The sequence below is a fragment of the Nocardia sp. NPDC050435 genome (assembly GCF_040655395.1).
Classification (GTDB): domain Bacteria; phylum Actinomycetota; class Actinomycetes; order Mycobacteriales; family Mycobacteriaceae; genus Nocardia.
In genome coordinates, this window is sequence record NZ_JBFAJW010000001.1 from 276,156 (window position 1) to 293,892 (window position 17,737).

Sequence of the window (17,737 nt, forward strand, 5' to 3'; positions counted from 1 at the left end):
GGGTGCCGCCCGACCCGCTACCGCGGGGCTCCGACGAGGCCACGGCTTGCCCGGCTCCGGCCCGCAATGCGGAACTCGACCGTCACGGCGATGACAGCCAGGTCGAGCGCCGTACGCAGCCGGGCGACGGCGTGTCCGACGATCTGCTCGCGTAAGGCGGACAGGTCGGCCGCGGGGTCGACGTCGACCAGCAGACGCAGGTCGGGCCCGAGCGCGCTGCCCGAGAGCCGGGCCGTCGCGGACCGGACGCCCACATAGGTTTCGATATCGGCTGCCACCGCGGCGGCGGCGATATCGGAACCGAGGATGGTCCGGCCCTGGACACTGGCGTCGCCGAGCTGCCACCGGGTGGGCTTGGGCAACCGGGTGAACTGTGCCGCCAGCCAACGCAAAGCGAGCAGGGCAGCCAGCACCGCAGCGGCGATCACCAGGTAGAAGACCGGCCGTGGCGGTTCCTCGGTGCCTGGGACCAGCGGCGATCCGGCAGCGGTGTCGAAGGCACCGAAGTGTGCCGCGATCAGCAGTGCGCCGCCGACGGTGCACAGCAGGCCGAGCAAACCCAGCACGATGCGGTTGAGCCGGGCGGGCCGGTTGGCGGAGGTACTCATCGGGCACCTCCCTTGTCGATCGTGCGCAGGCTGGTGCGCAAGAGCGGAACGGTGGCCGGTTTGATGCGGTCCAGCCGATCGGCGACGGCGGATCCGATCTCCTGCGCGGTCTGCTCGAGGGTGTGGCGGGTGTGACCCTTGACGTGAATCTTATTCTTGCGCAGCGCGACTCGCGTCCTGTCCAGACCGTCGACGCGACCCGCCGCCTCGGCGAGTGCCTGCCGCAGACTGCGGCGAGCGATACCCGCCTCGATCCCGTCACCGGGTTCGAGCGCGAGCACGACCGGCTTTCCGGGCACGGCCGCCGCCGCCAGCAGTACCAACCCGAGCGCGGTGACGCCGATGCCGGCCGCCAGCACCCACGCGCTGCCCCACGTGGTGTCGTGCAGCCGCCCGGCGACGCTGTCGTAGGAGACCCACTCCCGAGTCCCGGCGAGCCGCTGGATCAGCGACACCGCGACGAGTATGGCTGCGGCACAAAGCAATACCGCGACGACGACCGCCGGGACGACCCGGCGCGGCAAGCGCGTCATCGGACCCTCCGCTCCGGTGGTGCGGGCACCATCGCCGAAATCTCGATATCGACTCGGGGGACGGTGAGACCGGTCAGCTCCTCGGTTCGGGCGATCAGATGCGCGCGACATTCGTCGGCGACCCGGCCGACCGGCAGCGGGTAGCGGATCGGAAGCCGGACGGACAGGGTCGCGCCGGCCTCGGCGACCTGCGCGTCCACCTGCACCCGGGAGTCGACTCCCGCCACCTCGGTGGCGGCCCGCTCGGCGATCCGGCGCACCGCGCGCTCGCCGACCGTGGTCGTGCCGGGCAGGTGGACGGCGGCGCTGGTCACCGTCGGCCCCGATCCTGCGCCGAACGCAGCAGCCCGGACAGGTCGACCTCGCCGTCGAGCCAGCGCCCGATGAGTAGGCCGAGGCCACCGAAGATCAACACGACAGCGAAGGCGCCCAATCCGCCGAAGGCGGCGGCGAATCCGAGGGACAGGCCCAGGACGAGGCAGATCATGGTGGCGTTCATGTCACTGCACCCGGTCGCGAGTCGGCTGCTGGTCCTCGGTGTCGTCCTCGATGTAGACGTCATTGACGTTGATGTTGACTTCCACGACTTCGAGCGCGGTCATCTGCTCGATCGCGGTGATCACGTTGCGGCGCACCGCGGCGGCCAGCTCGGCGATGGCGACGCCGTATTCGACGACGAGCTCGAGGTCGACCGCGGCCTGCTTCTCGCCGACCTCGACCGACACGCCTTGGCCGACACTCGAAGACGCGCCCGGAATCCGGTCGCGCAGTGCGCCGATCGCACGCGCGGTGCCGCCGCCGAGGTCGTGCACACCGCGCACCTCCCGCGCGGCCATCCCGGCGATCTTCTGCACGACGGAGTCGGCGATCGTGGTGGTGCCCTGGTCGGTCACCAGGGCGCCGCGCTTGTCCCCGTCACCGCTCTTCGCCACGGTCTTGGTGTTCTCGGTGCTGCTGGACATCATGCCTCCCAATTGTCTTGTGCTACAAGGACTGACGAACTGTCGTGGATAGGACACCGCGACCGGCGAATCGTCACGGGCCGGGGGAGTGATCTGAGTCGCTGCCGAACGCGTCGGCGTGCAGGTCCACGACGTGGATTCGCAATGCTCTACGCGCCCAAGCGCTTCCGGCGAGAGCCGGGCGCACGGCCGCGTCCAGCTTCTCGACCAACGGCGGCAGGGGCAGCGTCATGGCGACCACCCGGATCTCCACCGTCTCTCCGAGATCCACGGCGGCTCGTCCCGGCAGCCAGCGATTGTTCTGTAACCCCATCGGCACCGCTGGGTCGGCGCCATCGATGGTGTCGATCGCCGCGACGATCCGGTCGGTCAGCTCGTCGGTGTTCACGGGCGCCCCGTTTCTATATCGACTACGTACACCCGGACCGAGTCGACCTCGGCGCCGGTGGCTTCGGTGACCGCCTCGGCCACGGACCGCTGGACGGCCCGGCCCACCTCGGCGACATTCCCCGAGGCCGAAAGGACCAGATCGATCTGGATATCGAGCAGGCCACCCGCTCGCCGCACCCGGACACCCGCCGACGGGACCGGGTCCTGACCGGTCCACAACTGCCGCCCGGAGCGGACGAGTTGACCGACCAGTCCGAGCACACCTGGTTCCAGTCGAGCCACACCCGGAACCCGGCCGGCCGCCCTGGCAGCCACACCAGCGATGACCGGCTCCCCAACGACCAGTTCGGCCGCCGGGGCGGGGCCGGTCATCGCTGCTCCTCGTAGAGGTCGACCACGGTGATGTCGAGCCTGCCCAATCGAACTCCGATGCGGGCATTCGTCGCAGCGCGCGCACGCTCGCGGACCGCCGACACCAGCGTCTCGATGGTCTGCTCGCCGTTGCGCACGGCAATGGTCATCTCGACCGCGATCGTCTGTTCACCGTCGTCGTCGGTTTCGCTGCTGTGTACCCGGCACCCGCGGGCGCGCACGCCGTCGACGGTGTCGGCGGCGAATCGCAGGACGGTGGCCACGGCCTGTTCGCTGACCTGGATCGCGCCGGGCAACGGCGTGTCCACGGTGACGGTCCGGCTGCGACGCACATCGGCGCGCACGGCGGACATGATTCGGCCGAACAGGTCGGGGGGCGGCGGATCGGGTTCCTCGATCAACTCCCGGGTGGCGTTGCGCAGGGTCAGCAGGCTTTCGCGGGCCGCGGCGCAGTGCGGGCACGACACATCGTGGTCGTCGCCGTCGACGTCGTCGAGTCGCTCCCACACCTCTTCCAGACCGCGTTCGCACGGAAGCAGGTAGTCGTTGTCGGTCCGGGTCACCGCCATGGCTGCATCACCTCGGCCAGTTGGGCTCGGGCGCGCGCGATTCGCCCGCGCACCGATGTTCTGTTGGCGCCGACGATCTCAGCGATCTCGTCATAGGAGCGGCCGTGCACTTCGCGCAGCAGCCAGCAGGCCCGCTGTTCGGGTGTCAGCTGCTGCAGCGCGTCGGTCAGCGCGGCCATCTGGCCGCTAATTTCGGTCGCGTGTTCGGGTCTGGTGGCGGCGTGTGGGGAGGCCGTTGTGTCCGGGTCCACGTCGGCGGGGAGCCGCCGGACGCGCAGGATGTTGAGACAGCGGTTGGTCGTCACCCGGTAAAGCCACCCGGCGAAGGCCGCGTCGTCCTGCAGTCGCCCGATCGTGCGCCAAGCCTTCAGGAATACCTCCTGGGTCACGTCCTCGGCCTCGGCGCGATCGGCCAGCATCCTGGCAGCCAATCGGAACATCGGACCTTGGTAGCGCAGCACCAGCTGCTCATATGCCCGGACATCGCCGTCACGCGACCGACCGACCAGGGTCGCGTCGTCCAACGTTGCCTCGGGTGCGGGCGACGTCATGGTCACGCCGGCACCTCCTCCGCTGCTCCTGGGTTGGACCCGCTGCGTCGAGATTCGTCACGGCAAACTATCAGTGATCGTCGTCACATTCGCCTCAGCCGTCCTGGGGGTGTCGCGCCCGTTCTCGAAGCGAATCGATGCCACCGAAGAGATGGCGGCCGCGTCGACCTCCATCCGCCGGGGGTGCGGGCTCCTCCCCGGCAACAACCTCGGCGGCGACCCGGACGCCGTCGCCTACGTCCGCAGCTACCTCACCCGTCTCCGGCACGAACTGGGAAGGGACTGGCACGCCTCGACATCCGCAGTCCGAGCATCGTCGTCAACGCGAAGCCCGACGGTCGGCCGAGTCGCGGGCTGCGGGCAAATGACCGATGGTCGGTGGAGGGAGCGCCTCGGCAAACATGTTGTCGCGCAAGGCCGCTCCTCGCATCGATCGAGCGGGCATAATCATCGGCGGCACCTTGCTTGCGAGAGGACCGGCGACAGCGCGTCTGACCGCATATCCGGCGGTGATTCGGCCGCCAGAGCCGAACGTCGATCGAAAGAGTTGGGCTGAATGTTGGCAGAGCGGGCGACCGACGAGACGATTCCCGCGCCGAATAGGCCAGGGCGCGCGAGGGGCAGGGCGCCGCGCCGATTGCGGATTGTCTGGCTGCTCTCGGTCTCTGTGCTGTTGATCGTCGACCTCGCGGGCGTGCCGGTGATCTACCTGTCGGATCGCTTCTATCGGTTCCAGGAGTTCCCCGCCTGGGCTATGCCTATGTGCTGGATCGCGACGGCGGTCCTGGTTCTGCTCGCATCGAGAATCGGGTGGCGGCGTGCGCAGGACCGGCTCGTGCCCGCAGGCATCCTGATGCTGTCGGTGCTACCCCTCGCGCCGCTGATGCTGTGGTGGTTGCTCCTGAATCCTAGCGACCGCTCGCCCGTGGTCGTCGCGGTGAGCTCCGACGGTCGTCACGAGGTCGTCAGATATCGCACTGAGGCCATGATCGATACCCTCTGCGGGGTCCGGCTGCGGGAGCGTGGCGGCCTGTTCAGTAGGCAGACCGACGTGTGGCAGGCGCCGGAAAGTCAGCCATGTCCCAAGCGTGTGTCGTTCACGGGAAATGACACGATCAGCATCATCGATTACTACGGCCGGGAAATCACGGCACACTTCGACGCCGGCCGAATGAAGGTAACGCAGCTCCTGCAAGCGACATCGTGATCGATGCGCCGTCCAGTTGGCTGTGCAGGCTGGCGCAGCTGTGACCGCGACCGCCGGTCCACACAGCAGTGACCGGATCCGCTCCTACGGTGCGCAGCAGATTGTCGCCCCACCGAACCCGCCGTGGTCAACAGCAGTCCGGCACTGATCTTCCGGATCGATGGGGAGATCGACGGCGTCGTGGCTGTCCGGCTCGATGGAACGCGTATCACCGGCCTCTGCTTCGTCCGCAATCCCCGAGAAGCTGACCCGCATCGAATCCAAGACCCTATTGAGCTTGCGCTGAAGAGAAGACGTCTTGGAGCCCAGACGGTTTCACTCGTTCTGGGGAGGTTGTGGTTCCGCGTCAGGTGGAAGCGATTCGACGCCGCGAGCGTCGATCGCCCCCGGGCGAGTGAAGACCAAACGTCCGATGGCTCGCTGCAACGCGTCCTCGGGTGAAAGCGGTTCGCTGCCGGGAGGATAGATCGGCTCCGGGCGAGTTCCGGACAAGTAGTCGCGGAAGGCCCGCAGGTAATCGTCCAGGTCCCGTTGCTCGGCGAACCTGGTCTCGGTCGGGTCGAACCACTCGTCCGGGGTCGGGCGCCACGCGATCATGAAGTCGAGCGCTTCGCGCATCATATCCCCGTAGGTCGAATCCTTGGCGTAGGCGTCGCGCAGTACCGGGGCGCTCGACCGCATTCCACGGACGGTCTCGGCGCGGTGCATGTGCACCAGCGGCCACAGCAGGTTGTCGACATGCGGGATTTCGTCCCACCACGTGGCTTTCGTGCAGACGGTTTCGCTAGCGCGCCTCGGGCGTGATCGTGTGACGGGTGTCGGATAGTCGAAGGGTGTACCTCTTCGGTCGACGCTGCGGGTCGGTCCGGTCGCAAGGTTCACGGGTGGATACCACACGCCGCGCCACACCGAGACGCCGAGATAGCGGCGACTCACCGGGAGTGGCCCGGCCAGTGAGATATCGGCGGTAATTCGGCGCACGGGCGGCAACTGTCGGTCGCCGAGCAGATCCGCCACCATTGACAAGCAATCCCGCACATCGAAGCCGGACACGCCGACGCCCTGCCGGAACCGGACGTCGGGGCACTCCTGCGGGTCGAATTCGATCCAGAACCGCCGCACGGTGGTCATCTGCGAATTCCTCCTACCGGCAACCGATCCGGAACGCCGACCCCCATGATTCCAGAGCTGATCAGCACCCACCACTCGATAACCGGCGGTTCGGTGCGTCCGTCGGCCGAACGTGCGGCTGGTCCATCACCACCCGCTTCGTGCGTTCCAGAGACCGCAGTGGTGTGTGTGGTTCGTATGTTGAAGGGCCGGCGGCTAACCGGAGGAATCCGGGGTTAGTCGGAGGGGTCGGGGTGAGGACATTGGCAGTTGAGTGCGTTCGCTGCGGTGCCGAACCGGGCCTGCTGGCCGAGCGTCCAGCGGCAGTTGAGCGCGTTAGTACCGTCGAATTCCCCGTTCGTCGGCGATCAGTATCGAAAGCGCGCCTTGTCGCCGTTGATACGGATGAGAAATCCTCTGAGCGGCGGCCCGCCCTCACTCGGTACGAGAACGAGGCCCTGGGCCCGTATTGCCTCGTCGGCTTCGGCAGCAGCTCTCGAGTCGCCGCGCCGCCAGGCGTCACGCGAAGCAGTGAACAACGGCTGGAGATACGGCCACCTAGGCCCCGGCTCGAACATGCAGTCCGTCCAGAACATGTCGACGGCGCCTTGGGTCAGTGTCCCCATAACTTCATCTGCGCGAACGAGCTGCCAGCTCGGATCAGTCATCGCTTTCACTTTGCTCAATTGTCCACTCCGAGCACCGGCCGACCAGGTCGGTCAGGAGGCTCGAGGTCTTGCACCATACTCAATTCGGCGGATCGGTGCGTGTCGGCGGTTACCGCGGCCGTCCTGTACCGAGCGATCAGAGCCACGTGGATGCTTTCGGCGGCCAGCGCTGCGCCAGGAGTGCGACGGTCAACCGGCCGCAGAGATAGCTGCGCAAACTCTGCCCGAATCCGACACTCCCGGATAGAGTTCCGGCCAAGATTGTCCGGAGGGGACCTGCCTTGTATCGCGCATTCGTGGTCGTACTGGTCGTGCTGGCTGTAGCAGCGCTGGCGAGCTGCTTCAGCGTTGATCCGCATCGGGGAGAGAAGATCGCGGCGATCGAGGCGGCGATCAAGGTGATGCCCGGGGTCGAATGCGTCGAGGTGCAGAACTCGGACCAGGACGTCTTCGAGCTGAAGTTCAGGCTGATCGTGACCATGCCTCAGGCATCGGAGCAACAGATCGCCGACGTGGCGGTCCGGCTGAACGGGGCCAGGAAAGAGCATGTCGTCGAGGGTGATCACTCGACGACCTTGCACGTCGGCGACAGATCAGCGGTCGGCTATTACGGAACGAGGCTGGAACCGGAGCTGGTCGTCGCCGACGCGCGGAGACTCAGGGCTATCCAATCTTTGCTTCCCACGGGGACGATCGGTGCGGGCCGAACGCCAGATCGTGATTGGCTACTACGTGTCGAAATCACCAGCGAAGAGCCGGTCCGTCACGTGGTAGAGGCTGCCCGGGCCGGCCTCGGTGCCGAACCCGCAGAGCTGACGATTGCGGCCGCAGGTGGAACTGGGCCCAATTGGGCGATCATGTTCCCCTACTCCGCTGTCCAGGAGCAGGCCGTCCGCGAGAAGACCGATCGGCTGCCACCGAATGCCGTGTTCGAGATCGCCGTCGAGGACGGCGCGCTGTCGAAAATCTGGATGGTGTTGCCGAACACGGCGACGACCGAGACCGACCTGCGATCGGTGATCACCGAGATACAGCCGACAACGAGCCATCCGCTGGTGCTGGCCTGGACAGACAAGGCTGGTGTTCGGGAAAAGGGTGCCGTCGCTGTGTACTCAGAATTTCACGGTCTTGTGATCGTCGGTGGATGCGATTACAACGCCGAAGGAAACAGCGGAAAGAGCCCCACACCGGAGGCCGATGCTCTGGAGATGAAGCTGCGCAGAGAGTTCGACACCTGCCCTAGATAGTTACGACAGGTCGACCGGTCGGCACGTCTACCGCCATGCTCGGCGGCCCGCCGATCGACATGAGCGCCTTCAGGTCTCAGCGGTCCAGTAATTCCAAGTGCCACAGGATCATCGACGGAACGCCGGCGTTCGCGGCCTGGGCGGCCTCCGGTGCGAGACCGTCGAGCGACCAAGGCCAGGCATCCCACGGCCCCAGATCGGTGGTTGCGGCTGGGCGAGGCGAGGAAACGACAGGCTCGTCGCAGCGCCGGATGGCAAACCCCGCGGCCACTGCGGCTCGCACGTAATCGCCGGTGCGGTGGCAGTACGACCGCACCCGCCCGGCTGCTCCGTCGGGAAGGCGAATTGTGGGGACCCGGCTACGCGCGACCTGTTCGGGATGGACATCCGCGATCACCAAGTGGCCACCGGGCCGCAGCACACGGGCGAACTCGTCGAAAACCGGTGCCAGATCCGGTACGTGGGTGAGGGCGAGCGAGCAGACCACCACATCGACTTCGTCGTTCTCGACGGGCAGCGTGCGCAGCTCGCCCAGGCGAAAGGTCGCTTGTTCCAGACGATTCCGCGCATGGGCCAGCATGTCCGGCGAACTGTCGACCCCGATCACCCGATGTCCACAGTCGACCAGCATCGCCGCGACTCTTCCCGTGCCACACGCCGCGTCGAGCGCGACGCCGGGCGGCAGAGTGCCCGCGACCGCGCGAATGATTTCCTCGTCGAAATCGAACGCCGGATTCCCCGGATTGTCGTAGGTCTCCGACCAGATGCCATAGCCCGCAACGGTGTCCACGTGTTCGACGTCCATGCCCGTGGGCGCGTGGTCGGTGAGTATTCGCCGAATCTCCGCGACGCGAGCATCGACGAACTCCCGGTCGTACTCCCCGGCGAATGCGCGCAGCAGCGCGACCCCTTCCAGCCCCAGCGCATATGCCAGCGGATCCTCATACGCCATAGCCGCAAACTACTGAACACCCCGGACCGCGGCCACCGAATTACCTCGGGTCGGCACGGCCGACGGTGGCCGAAAACCTTACGCCGCCGCGGTGAGACGCGCGGTGGACGCGGCCAGGACCGCGCGCACCTCGGCCAGGTTCGCGGACACCAGGTGTCCGCCCTGTTTGACGATCCGGCCACCGACGAGGACGGTGTCGACGGCACGGGTGTCCATGCCGAGCACCACCGATGCCACCGGGTCGTGACCGGGAAGATCGTTGCGTAGCAGGACGATATCGGCGTGGCTGCCCGGCGCGAGGGTGCCGGCGCCCTCGACCCCGGCCGCCTTGGCGCCGTCGACGGTCGCGGCCCGCAAGGCGTCGCGGGTGCTGAATCCGGAGTCGAGCCGGGCGAACCCGTAAGCGGAGCGCATGAGGCTGAACATGTCTCCCGGCCCGCTGACCACACTGTCCGCGCCGAGCCCGGTCGGCACGCCCGCCGCGACCGCCCGCGCGGTGATCGGCGCCCCGAACCCGAGCGCCGCCTCCACCAGCGGGGAGACCGACAGTGTGCCCCCGGTGTCGGCGATCAACTTCAACTGGTCATCGGTGTAGGAGTTGCCGTGCGCGTAATTGGTTCGCGGGCCGAGCAATTCGTTGCGTCGCAGGAAATCGAGTCCTCTGGCCGCGCTGTCCGGACCGTAGCCGCCGGCATGCACCGTGACGGGCAGATCCAGCTCGCGCGCGATCCGCCATTCCGCGAGCGCGGCCGCCTCGTCGACGATCTCCGGACCGTAGGGCGCCATCGCCATGGTGACGAGCCCACCGCCGGTCGCGGCCAGGGCGTCCCGCGCTGCGCGCAGGTCGGGATCGGTTACGCAGTAACCGAAGACGGCCCGGATTCCGGCGGCCCGGATTCCGTCGACAGCGGCTGAGGTGTGGTCGGGGGTGTGCTGGATGTGAGACCAGTCGAGCACCGTGGTGATGCCGGCGTCGAGGCACTCCAGCGCCCCGGCGAGGGTGCCGATGCGGACGTCTTCGGGCTGGTAGCGCGGCGCGAACGTGCCCAGCACCAGGTCGAGGTAGCCGGGGAAGGAGATGTCGGGACCGGCCATGCGGATGCCGGACTGCCAGGTGTGCCGGTGGGCGTCCACGAAACCGGGGAGGACGAGCATCCCGGTCGCGTCGAGCACCTCGGCATCCGCGGGCACTCGCAGGCCGCTGCCGATCTCGGTGATGCGCCCATTGTCGATGCGCAGGTCGGCGGTCAGTACCCGGACCGGGTCGGTGTCGATGAGTGTCCCGCCGCGAATGATTGCTGCCATGCGAGAAGTCTATTCAGAAAGCTTTTAGGAAAGCAATACCGAAAGTGTTAGGCTCGCGCCATGCGGGACGAAGTCGACGGGCTGGTCGAACACTGGACGCGGGCAGGGGTGCCCGCCGACACGGTGACCAGACTCGCGCTCAGCAAACGCATTTCGAGGCTGGCGGTACGACACGAGCAGGCCATGAAGGCCGAACTCGCGGACCTGGGCCTGACCTACGCGGAGTTCGACGTCCTGGCGGCCCTGCGTCGCGCCGACGGCCCGCTGCGCCCCAGCGATCTGAGTCGCGCGCTGTTCCTCACCTCCGGCGGCATCAGCAATGTCCTGCAACGCCTGACCGCCTCGGGGTATGTGGCGAGCGGACCCGATCAGGGCGACGCGCGGGGCCGCCTGGTCCAGCTCACCGAGTCCGGCCGGGCGCACACCGACCTGGCGATGACCGCGTCCGCCCGCCTGCACGAATCCCTCTACGCCGACGTGCCGACCGCGACGCTCCAGGCCGCGGCCGATGCGCTGCGCCCGGTCGTAGCTGCCTCGGAGCGCCGCCGCCCGTAACCGGGGATCCGGCGCTACTGCTGCACCGCAACGAATGAAGCGAGCCGACTCCGCTCGGCCGGGTATCAGGAGGTGTGGCGCTTATCTCCTGTCAGTAGTGAAACATCGTCTCCCGATGAGCCGATTCGACCACCGTGCCCTCCATTCACGCGGATAGCTACCCCATGTACGCAGATCAGACACCTGGCGTGGTTCTGTTCATCGGAACTCTGGTGTTCACCATCCTCGTGGTGGTGACACTTCGGTGGCGCGGGAAGTCTTGGCTCGTGGTGGTGCTCGGCGGTGTGGTGGCGGCGCTCGTCGGCTATGTCGTGGGCCTGGAGGCGATGATTCTCTGGAGGCGATAATTCTGACGTGGCGGCGCTGTCGGCCACAGCGACACCTCGGGCCGAAAGTGGCCTATCAAGCGAGGGTTGGTCAGCGTGCGCGGCAACGCGCTCAGGAGTTAGCGGGAATCCTGCTGGGTTTGGGAACCCCTGAAGGCCAATACAAGTCGACTGTCCACTGATTGTAGAGTTGCAAGCACGCGATATTGTCACCATTGGTCAGATATCCGACCAGGTAGGCCCCCGGACACGTCTTGCCGGCGTCCTCGACCGGCCGTGTCGCGGTGACGAACCTGCCCGCTTCCGGTGAGTCGCATGACACGGGCGTCATGGAACCGGGTTCGAAGCTGCTGCCTCTGGTCACGCAGTCGCCGGGTTCGAGCTTGCTGGGCTCGTCGGTATCAGCCGTGCATCCGAGTAGAGCCGCACACGTCGCACCTACCGCCAGCGTGATACCCGCGAGTCTCGTCACAGCCACTACCGCCCCCTGTATCCAGACCAGCCGATCGGCAAGAGCGTAGCCGGTCATATCGATGCCCGCCAGCCGTCCGATCCAATTACGCGCAGCCGACAGAGAACGCAATGCCGCGAGCGGAATCGGTGCGGCGCTCGTGTTTCCGGACTTCACGATGTCGCACGCGACAGCGACGGTATCCGGGATCAGGCCGCCAGCAGAATTCGTCGCAGGCGGCCAGGCTATAAAGGCCGCGCACGATTTCGCAGGCACATCGCACGCTGAATGGCGTGTCGAAGACACTTTCCACCAATTCGAGGTATTTTCTCCCGGGCGATCGGCGGCGTGAAACGCGTTCGCCGACTGTGGACTTACCTGGCAAACCTGCTCGTGTCGTGTACCCGAATGACGGAAGGACCCGGACGGGAATGGCTAGGTGCTGGTCGCCTGCGGTGGCGGCGGTTGCTGTGGTGCTGGGTGTGTCGACGGCCGGACCGGCGGCAGCGGATGAATGGCTGCCCTTCGGTGTGCTGCCGGAGCCGATCAGTTGCGCGGCGCTGACGCTGCCGGGGCGCGCCGGAGCGTGGCCGGTGCCGATGCACTATCCGAATGTCGGCATCGGCCTGTTCACGATGCCGCCGGCACCGGCGGGGGTCGCGGCGCGCCTGCCGCGCCGGGTCGAGTTGCGCACCGAGACAATGGGGTTCAACGAGGTCTGGCAATACGCATTGCTCGATCAGCAGCTGTATGTGAAGGCCGTGGAAGGCGAGTCGGGCTGGCGTGTCCCGCCGCTGCCGAATTGCCTGCGTGGGCATATCAGCGGAATCTCGGTGGACGGGGCCCGGCTGGTGGCGATCGTGCCCGACGGCCGCATATATACGCTGGAATCCGCCGATCAGACGCCGGAATTATGGTGGTGGACCGAACGTTTCGGGTCGCCGGTGTGGCTGAATCCGTCCGGGCAGCGGGTCCGCCCGGATTCGCGGGCCTGGAGTCTGTCCTGGCTGGATCCGCGCTATGTCGAGCTGGCACCGTTCCGGCAGGAGGGATTCTGGACCGACACCGCGGGCAATCCGCAACCGGTGGGTGGGGCGGGGGTCACCACGGTTTTCGTGTTGTCGCCTGAGGGGAACCGGATCGTCATCCTGGATCCGTGGCTGCCCGGCAGCGACCCGCTGCGTCCGGGTGTTCCCGCGCTGGCCGATGATTACAGCTTCGAAATGGCGGGTCCGTTGAACGGGCGGTTTCGCGCGATCAATCTGTCGTCGGCCGGGTCGACCACCTTCGTGATCAACGAATACGGCGACATGTTCACGCGTCTGTGGGATTTCGACATCTCGGGCGCCGACACCGTCTTCTTCACCTACTCCTACGAGGATCAGTCGGCCGTCGACTCCGCGCCGACGAATTTCGAGGGCGAATTCGCCCGCTTCGCCTTCCTGCGGCCGTTCTTCCGGGAGTACGCCGATATCCAGCTGCCGCCCCCGGATTGGGTGCCGCAGCCGAAGATTCCGGGCGAGATCACCTCGACCCTCAGTATTCACCAGACCGGCGGTGACTCCTTCGACCGGGAACTGCGTGTCGAGGGCCGCGACGGCGATCGAACCGGGTTCTGGCACAAGCCCATCGATCCGAACGCGGAATGGGCCTTCACCGCCACCGATGTCGCGTACACGAGCGAGGTGCTGGACAACCGGCCCGCCGACATGACGCAGGCCACCCTGGCTCCGCCGACGGGCGTCGATTACGCCTACCGCGACCCGGCGGGGTGGACCCTGACCACCCGCGACTTCGACTACGCCGCCGACCGGGTGCCGATGCGCCTGTGCGCCGCCGACGGTGCCTGCGTCGATCTCACTCTCTACCTGGCCAGCTCACCCCGGCTCGGCTGGCAGCCCGAGGGGCTGAGCGAGACCGCCCGCGATTATCACGGGTTCGTCGTGGTGGCACAGGGGGAGTGGGACGCACTCGACCGCCGCTCGCCCCGGCTGCGACCGATCGTCGAGCAGTTCACCGGCACCGGGCGCTTCCGCAACGCGATCGTCTCCGCGACCACCACGCACCTGCGCCTGCACACCGACGAAGGGGTGGACCTGCTCCTCGATCGTTCCTGACCCGGGCGAACGGGCCGCACGGCGGATCACCCGGTGACCCGCCGTGCGGAGCCGGACTCAGCTGACGATCGCGAACAGCAGGGCCGCGACCGCGAAACTCACCACGGACAGGACGGTTTCGAGCACCGTCCAGGTCTGCAGCGTCTGCTTCACCGTGAGGTTGAAGTACTTCGCGATGATCCAGAAGCCGCCGTCGTTGACGTGGCTGAGGATGATCGACCCGGCCGCGATCGCCATGGCGATCAGCGCGATCGACAGTTGCGAGTAGTCGTGCCCGGCGACCAGCGGCGCGACGATGCCGCCGGTGGTGACGATGGCGACGGTGGCCGAGCCCTGGGCGATGCGCAGGCCGCAGCTGATGATGTAGGCGAGCACGATCACGGGCAGACCCGCGGCGGACATGGTGTCGGCCAGGGCGGTGCCGATGCCGGTGGCCGAGATGACCTTGCCGAAGAACGCGCCCGCGCCGACCACCAGCAGCAGCATGCCGACCGGCCGCAGCGACTCCGCGGTCAGCGTGCTCAGTTCCTGCACGCTGGAACCGCGCCGCACCCCGAGCACATAGAAGGCGATGAGCACCGCGATCAGCAGCGCGACGGCGGGCGTGCCGAGGAAGGTGAGCACTTGCAGCAGCTGCGAATCCGCGTCGAGCAGCTGGGTGCCGAACGTCGCGCCGAGAATCAGGATCAGCGGAATCGCGATGATCGCGCCGATCAGTCCGACCGACGGCGGTGCCTGCCGCACGGCGACCGCGCCGGGGTCGGTCGCGGTGCCGGGACCGTCGCCGGTCCTGCGCTCGGCGGTCTCGTCCTCGGTATCGGCGGCGATCTGTTGCCCGCCGCGCGACCCGTCGGAACGCACCAGGAACTCGTCGGGCACCTCGACGTGGATCCGCTTGCCGATGTAGGTGCCCCAGACCAGGCCGGCGGCGATGAATCCGGGAATGCCGCAGACGAATCCGATCAGGATCAGCCAGCCCAGGCTCACCCCGAGCAGACCGCCGAGGGCGACCGGTCCGGGATGCGGCGGCAGGAACGCGTGCGTCATCGACAGGCCCGCCAGCATCGGCATCGCGTAGAGCACCAGCGAGCGTCCGCCGCGCTTGGCCGCGACGTAGATCAGCGGCGCCAGCACGAAGATGCCGATATCGAAGAAGACCGGGATGCCGAAGATGAGCCCGAGCAGGCCCATGGCCACCGGAGCGCCCTTCTCCCCGAAGATCTTCAGCAGCCTGCCGGTGAGAATGTCGGCGCCACCGGATTGCTCCAGGATCGCGCCGAGCACGGTGCCGAGCCCGATGATGACCGCGATGTGGCCGAGGATGCCGCCGAAACCGGTCTCCAGCAGGGAATCACCGGCCTTGATGGCGGTGCCGACGATCTTCGACACCGGCAGCCCGGCGGCCAGCGCCAGGCCGAGCCCGGTGAGCAGGAGCGCGATGAACGGTTCCAGTTTGACTTTGATGATGGCGAACAGCAGTACGGCGATCGCGAGACCACAGAGCACCAGGAGCCCGGGTGTGGTCGTGCGAAGCCAGTCGACGGCGGCGGTCATGCCGGGGTACCTCTCACTTCATGGATCGAACGAAAGACGCCGCGCGCGAGGCGATGTCGGACCATCGGCCCGCGGCGACGTCGGAGGGGGCAACGACATCGGTGCCCGCGGTGACCGCGACGGCCCCGCTGGCGAGGAATTGCGCGGCGTTGCCCGCGTTGACGCCTCCCGAGGGAATGAGCGCCACGTCGGGGAAGGGGCCGCGCAGATCTTTCAGATAGCCGGGACCCAGGGCCCGGGCCGGAAAGATCTTCACCGCGGCGGCGCCCAGATCGAGTGCGGTGAGCACCTCGGTGGGCGTGAACGCGCCCATCACCACCGGGATGCCGTGCTCGGCCGCGACGGCGGCGACCTCGGCGCGCACGCCCGGCGTCACCAGGAACCGTGCGCCGTGGTCGATGGCGGCCGCGGCCTGCTCGGCGCGCAGGACGGTGCCGACACCGACCACCGCGTCCGCGGCCGTCGTGGCGGCGCGCAGGCAATCGAGCACCCCGGGGGTGGTGAAGGTGAGTTCCAGGGCCCGGATGCCCGAGCCCGCCAAGGCTTCCGCGAGGGCGACCGGGTCCGGGATTTCCGGGGCGCGGACGACGCTGAGCACGCGGTCGGCCAGGATGACCTCCATCGCGTTCGGGGTGCTCACACTGTCTCCTTTCGTGCGGTGTCCATGCGCAGCGCCCGACCGGCCAGCGCGCCGGTGGGCGCGCCGTCGCGGATCACGAATTCGCCGTTGACCAGGACGTGCTGGATGCCGCGCGCCTGCTGCTTGGGCTGCTCGAAGGTGGCGGTGTCGGTGATCGTGGCCGGATCGAAGAGCACCAGATCGGCGGCGTAGCCGGTGAACAGGTGGCCGCGATCGGCGAGCCGCAGGCGTTCGGCGGGCCGGCCGGTGAGGTGGTGCACGCAGTCCTCGAGGTCGAGCACGCCGAGTTCGCGCACGTAGCGGCCGAGGTAGCGCGGGAAGGTGCCCCAGGCGCGGGGGTGGGGCCGGTCGCCGACCAGCAGCGCGTCGCTGCCGCCCATGTGCCCTGGATGCGCCATGATCGCGCGCACGTTCTCCTCGTGCCCGACGTGCTGCAGGATCGTGGTGGCCAATTGGTCGCGGCGCAGCAGGTCGAAGAAGACCTCGACCGGCGCGACGCCGCTGTCGGTGGCGATCTGGGCGACGGTCTTGCCGACGTGGCGGTCCAGCGCGGTGTCGGCGACGCCGCTGATCTGGATGGTCTCCCACTCCACGGTGACGCCGTGGCAGCCGTCGGACCCGTGCACGGTGACGTCGAGCGCGATCCGCGCGCGCTCGGCGGGATCGTCCAGGCGTGCCAGCGCCGCGTCCGGGCCGCCGGACATCGCCCAGCTCGGCAGCAGCGCCGACAGCGTGGTCGAGCCCGGCAGGTACGGGTAGGTGTCGAGGGTGATGTCGCAGCCCTCGGCGCGCGCGGCGTCGATCAGCGCCAGGAACTCCGGCGCGCGACCGCGATTCACGCCGAAGTTCATGGTGGCGTGGGTGAGATGCAGGGCGCAGCCGGTGCGCCGGGCCAGCTCGATCATCTCGGCGTACGCCTCGAGCGCGCCCTTGCCGTAGGAGCGGGTGTGCGGGGCGTAGTACCCGCCGTGTTCGGCCACCACCTCGCACAGCGCCGTCAATTCGGCTGTGTCGGCGTACATTCCGGGCGTGTAGGTGAGTCCGCTGGACATGCCGACCGCGCCCTCGGCGAAGCCCTGGGCCAGCAGATCGCACATGCGGCCGATCTCCGCGCCGCTCGCCGGACGCTGCTCGCTGCCGACCACCAGCAGCCGCAGCGTGCCCTGCGGCACCAGGTACGCGGCGTTGGGCGTGATGCCCTGATCGAGCCGGTCCAGGTACTGGGCGACGCTGCGCCAGGAGAAGTCCAGATCGACGGGATTGCCGTTCCAGCCGGCGATCTGGCGGCGCAGCACCGCGAGGCTGGGCTCGTCGATGGGGGCGTAGGACAGGCCGTCCTGGCCGATGACCTCGGTGGTGATGCCCTGGCTCACCTTCGGGAAGTGCCCGGGATCGGTGAGCAGGTGCAGGTCCGAGTGGGCGTGCATATCGATGAAGCCGGGCGCGAGCACGGAACCCGGCGCGGACTCGATGATCCGGCCCGCGGCGGTGCTCGCGCCGGGCGCGGTGATCGCGCTGATCCGCCCGCGCGCGAGGTGGACGTCGCCGCGGAACCGGGGCGCGCCCGTGCCGTCGATGATGTCGATGTCTCGGAATAGCAAATCGGTCATGTCGCCCGCT

21 protein-coding genes are annotated in these 17,737 nt (G+C 67.9%); 5 read left to right on the forward strand and 16 right to left on the reverse strand.

The window, feature by feature from the left end:
- Nucleotides 1–17: 17 nt before the first annotated feature.
- From AB0I43_RS01315 to AB0I43_RS01355, 9 genes are all read right to left on the reverse strand, one after another.
- Nucleotides 18–608 (reverse strand): alkaline shock response membrane anchor protein AmaP, encoded by a 591-nt coding sequence (locus tag AB0I43_RS01315; protein ID WP_356972369.1) that lies wholly within the window; start codon nucleotides 606–608, stop codon nucleotides 18–20.
- Nucleotides 605–1,141 (reverse strand): DUF6286 domain-containing protein, encoded by a 537-nt coding sequence (locus AB0I43_RS01320; RefSeq protein ID WP_356972370.1) that lies wholly within the window; start codon nucleotides 1,139–1,141, stop codon nucleotides 605–607. The genes AB0I43_RS01315 and AB0I43_RS01320 overlap by 4 nt, the downstream gene beginning before the upstream one ends.
- A complete protein-coding gene (locus tag AB0I43_RS01325; RefSeq protein ID WP_356972371.1) occupies nucleotides 1,138–1,455 on the reverse strand; it encodes an Asp23/Gls24 family envelope stress response protein in 318 nt (105 codons plus the stop codon). The genes AB0I43_RS01320 and AB0I43_RS01325 overlap by 4 nt, the downstream gene beginning before the upstream one ends.
- Nucleotides 1,452–1,640 carry a hypothetical protein gene (locus AB0I43_RS01330; protein WP_356972372.1) on the reverse strand — a complete coding sequence of 63 codons (189 nt, stop codon included), beginning with the start codon at nucleotides 1,638–1,640 and terminating at the stop codon, nucleotides 1,452–1,454. Before AB0I43_RS01330 ends, AB0I43_RS01325 begins: the two co-directional genes overlap by 4 nt.
- A gap of 1 nt (nucleotide 1,641) precedes the next feature.
- Nucleotides 1,642–2,106: an Asp23/Gls24 family envelope stress response protein gene (locus tag AB0I43_RS01335; RefSeq protein WP_356972373.1), complete on the reverse strand. Its 465-nt coding sequence runs from the start codon at nucleotides 2,104–2,106 to the stop codon at nucleotides 1,642–1,644.
- Nucleotides 2,107–2,176: 70 nt separating this feature from the next.
- Nucleotides 2,177–2,491 carry a hypothetical protein gene (locus AB0I43_RS01340; protein ID WP_356972374.1) on the reverse strand — a complete coding sequence of 105 codons (315 nt, stop codon included), beginning with the start codon at nucleotides 2,489–2,491 and terminating at the stop codon, nucleotides 2,177–2,179.
- The gene (locus tag AB0I43_RS01345; RefSeq protein ID WP_356972376.1) at nucleotides 2,488–2,865 is read right to left on the reverse strand and encodes an Asp23/Gls24 family envelope stress response protein; all 378 of its coding nucleotides are present in this window, start codon (nucleotides 2,863–2,865) and stop codon (nucleotides 2,488–2,490) included. The genes AB0I43_RS01340 and AB0I43_RS01345 overlap by 4 nt, the downstream gene beginning before the upstream one ends.
- Nucleotides 2,862–3,434, reverse strand: coding sequence for an Asp23/Gls24 family envelope stress response protein (locus AB0I43_RS01350; RefSeq protein ID WP_357430911.1), 573 nt, complete (start codon nucleotides 3,432–3,434; stop codon nucleotides 2,862–2,864). The genes AB0I43_RS01345 and AB0I43_RS01350 overlap by 4 nt, the downstream gene beginning before the upstream one ends.
- The gene (locus AB0I43_RS01355) at nucleotides 3,425–3,985 is read right to left on the reverse strand and encodes a sigma-70 family RNA polymerase sigma factor (RefSeq protein WP_357431156.1); all 561 of its coding nucleotides are present in this window, start codon (nucleotides 3,983–3,985) and stop codon (nucleotides 3,425–3,427) included. Before AB0I43_RS01355 ends, AB0I43_RS01350 begins: the two co-directional genes overlap by 10 nt.
- Before the next feature lie 667 nt (nucleotides 3,986–4,652).
- Here AB0I43_RS01355 and AB0I43_RS01360 point away from each other — a divergent pair.
- The gene (locus AB0I43_RS01360) at nucleotides 4,653–5,192 is read left to right on the forward strand and encodes a hypothetical protein (RefSeq protein ID WP_357430913.1); all 540 of its coding nucleotides are present in this window, start codon (nucleotides 4,653–4,655) and stop codon (nucleotides 5,190–5,192) included.
- Nucleotides 5,193–5,507: 315 nt separating this feature from the next.
- On the opposite strand, the gene AB0I43_RS01365 is transcribed toward AB0I43_RS01360, so the two are convergent.
- On the reverse strand, nucleotides 5,508–6,395 hold the full coding sequence (locus tag AB0I43_RS01365) for a hypothetical protein (RefSeq protein WP_357430915.1): 888 nt from the start codon (nucleotides 6,393–6,395) through the stop codon (nucleotides 5,508–5,510).
- Between the two features lie 871 nt (nucleotides 6,396–7,266).
- Between AB0I43_RS01365 and AB0I43_RS01370 the strand changes: the two genes are divergently transcribed.
- Entirely contained in the window at nucleotides 7,267–8,217 is a 951-nt protein-coding gene (locus tag AB0I43_RS01370) for a hypothetical protein (RefSeq protein ID WP_357430917.1), read from the forward strand.
- Nucleotides 8,218–8,293: 76 nt separating this feature from the next.
- On the opposite strand, the gene AB0I43_RS01375 is transcribed toward AB0I43_RS01370, so the two are convergent.
- Nucleotides 8,294–9,169 (reverse strand): methyltransferase domain-containing protein, encoded by an 876-nt coding sequence (locus AB0I43_RS01375; protein ID WP_357430919.1) that lies wholly within the window; start codon nucleotides 9,167–9,169, stop codon nucleotides 8,294–8,296.
- 78 nt (nucleotides 9,170–9,247) lie between these two features.
- Complete coding sequence (locus AB0I43_RS01380; protein ID WP_357430921.1) at nucleotides 9,248–10,474, reverse strand: amidohydrolase family protein; 1,227 nt, start codon at nucleotides 10,472–10,474, stop codon at nucleotides 9,248–9,250.
- 60 nt (nucleotides 10,475–10,534) lie between these two features.
- Here AB0I43_RS01380 and AB0I43_RS01385 point away from each other — a divergent pair, with 60 nt between their 5' ends.
- Nucleotides 10,535–11,029, forward strand: coding sequence for a MarR family transcriptional regulator (locus AB0I43_RS01385; protein ID WP_356972388.1), 495 nt, complete (start codon nucleotides 10,535–10,537; stop codon nucleotides 11,027–11,029).
- Between the two features lie 188 nt (nucleotides 11,030–11,217).
- Nucleotides 11,218–11,376, forward strand: coding sequence for a hypothetical protein (locus AB0I43_RS01390; RefSeq protein ID WP_356972390.1), 159 nt, complete (start codon nucleotides 11,218–11,220; stop codon nucleotides 11,374–11,376).
- A gap of 91 nt (nucleotides 11,377–11,467) precedes the next feature.
- Here AB0I43_RS01390 and AB0I43_RS01395 read toward each other — a convergent pair whose 3' ends face one another.
- On the reverse strand, nucleotides 11,468–11,983 hold the full coding sequence (locus AB0I43_RS01395; protein ID WP_356972392.1) for a hypothetical protein: 516 nt from the start codon (nucleotides 11,981–11,983) through the stop codon (nucleotides 11,468–11,470).
- 278 nt (nucleotides 11,984–12,261) lie between these two features.
- Here AB0I43_RS01395 and AB0I43_RS01400 point away from each other — a divergent pair, with 278 nt between their 5' ends.
- The gene (locus tag AB0I43_RS01400; protein WP_357430923.1) at nucleotides 12,262–13,923 is read left to right on the forward strand and encodes a hypothetical protein; all 1,662 of its coding nucleotides are present in this window, start codon (nucleotides 12,262–12,264) and stop codon (nucleotides 13,921–13,923) included.
- Nucleotides 13,924–13,980: 57 nt separating this feature from the next.
- Here the strand turns inward: AB0I43_RS01400 and AB0I43_RS01405 are convergent, their stop codons facing one another.
- The 3 genes from AB0I43_RS01405 to AB0I43_RS01415 are packed head-to-tail and all read right to left on the reverse strand — an operon-like array spanning nucleotide 13,981 to nucleotide 17,727.
- Nucleotides 13,981–15,477, reverse strand: a complete 1,497-nt coding sequence (locus AB0I43_RS01405) for an SLC13 family permease (RefSeq protein WP_357430925.1) — start codon at nucleotides 15,475–15,477, stop codon at nucleotides 13,981–13,983.
- Between the two features lie 13 nt (nucleotides 15,478–15,490).
- The gene (locus AB0I43_RS01410; RefSeq protein ID WP_357431158.1) at nucleotides 15,491–16,099 is read right to left on the reverse strand and encodes a bifunctional 4-hydroxy-2-oxoglutarate aldolase/2-dehydro-3-deoxy-phosphogluconate aldolase; all 609 of its coding nucleotides are present in this window, start codon (nucleotides 16,097–16,099) and stop codon (nucleotides 15,491–15,493) included.
- Between the two features lie 14 nt (nucleotides 16,100–16,113).
- Nucleotides 16,114–17,727, reverse strand: coding sequence for a D-aminoacylase (locus AB0I43_RS01415; RefSeq protein ID WP_357430927.1), 1,614 nt, complete (start codon nucleotides 17,725–17,727; stop codon nucleotides 16,114–16,116).
- Between the last annotated feature and the right edge of the window lie 10 nt (nucleotides 17,728–17,737).

Excerpts from the sequence above, each read along its gene's own strand:
- AB0I43_RS01315 (WP_356972369.1), bottom strand. The coding sequence starts at position 608 with ATGAGTACCTCCGCCAACCGGCCCGCCCGGCTCAACCGCATCGTGCTG.
- AB0I43_RS01320 (WP_356972370.1), bottom strand. The coding sequence starts at position 1,141 with ATGACGCGCTTGCCGCGCCGGGTCGTCCCGGCGGTCGTCGTCGCGGTA.
- AB0I43_RS01330 (WP_356972372.1), bottom strand. The coding sequence starts at position 1,640 with ATGAACGCCACCATGATCTGCCTCGTCCTGGGCCTGTCCCTCGGATTC.
- AB0I43_RS01335 (WP_356972373.1), bottom strand. The coding sequence starts at position 2,106 with ATGATGTCCAGCAGCACCGAGAACACCAAGACCGTGGCGAAGAGCGGT.
- AB0I43_RS01345 (WP_356972376.1), bottom strand. The coding sequence starts at position 2,865 with ATGACCGGCCCCGCCCCGGCGGCCGAACTGGTCGTTGGGGAGCCGGTC.
- AB0I43_RS01350 (WP_357430911.1), bottom strand. The coding sequence starts at position 3,434 with ATGGCGGTGACCCGGACCGACAACGACTACCTGCTTCCGTGCGAACGC.
- AB0I43_RS01355 (WP_357431156.1), bottom strand. The coding sequence starts at position 3,985 with ATGACGTCGCCCGCACCCGAGGCAACGTTGGACGACGCGACCCTGGTC.
- AB0I43_RS01375 (WP_357430919.1), bottom strand. The coding sequence starts at position 9,169 with ATGGCGTATGAGGATCCGCTGGCATATGCGCTGGGGCTGGAAGGGGTC.
- AB0I43_RS01380 (WP_357430921.1), bottom strand. The coding sequence starts at position 10,474 with ATGGCAGCAATCATTCGCGGCGGGACACTCATCGACACCGACCCGGTC.
- AB0I43_RS01385 (WP_356972388.1), top strand. The coding sequence starts at position 10,535 with ATGCGGGACGAAGTCGACGGGCTGGTCGAACACTGGACGCGGGCAGGG.
- AB0I43_RS01405 (WP_357430925.1), bottom strand. The coding sequence starts at position 15,477 with ATGACCGCCGCCGTCGACTGGCTTCGCACGACCACACCCGGGCTCCTG.
- AB0I43_RS01410 (WP_357431158.1), bottom strand. The coding sequence starts at position 16,099 with ATGGAGGTCATCCTGGCCGACCGCGTGCTCAGCGTCGTCCGCGCCCCG.
- AB0I43_RS01415 (WP_357430927.1), bottom strand. The coding sequence starts at position 17,727 with ATGACCGATTTGCTATTCCGAGACATCGACATCATCGACGGCACGGGC.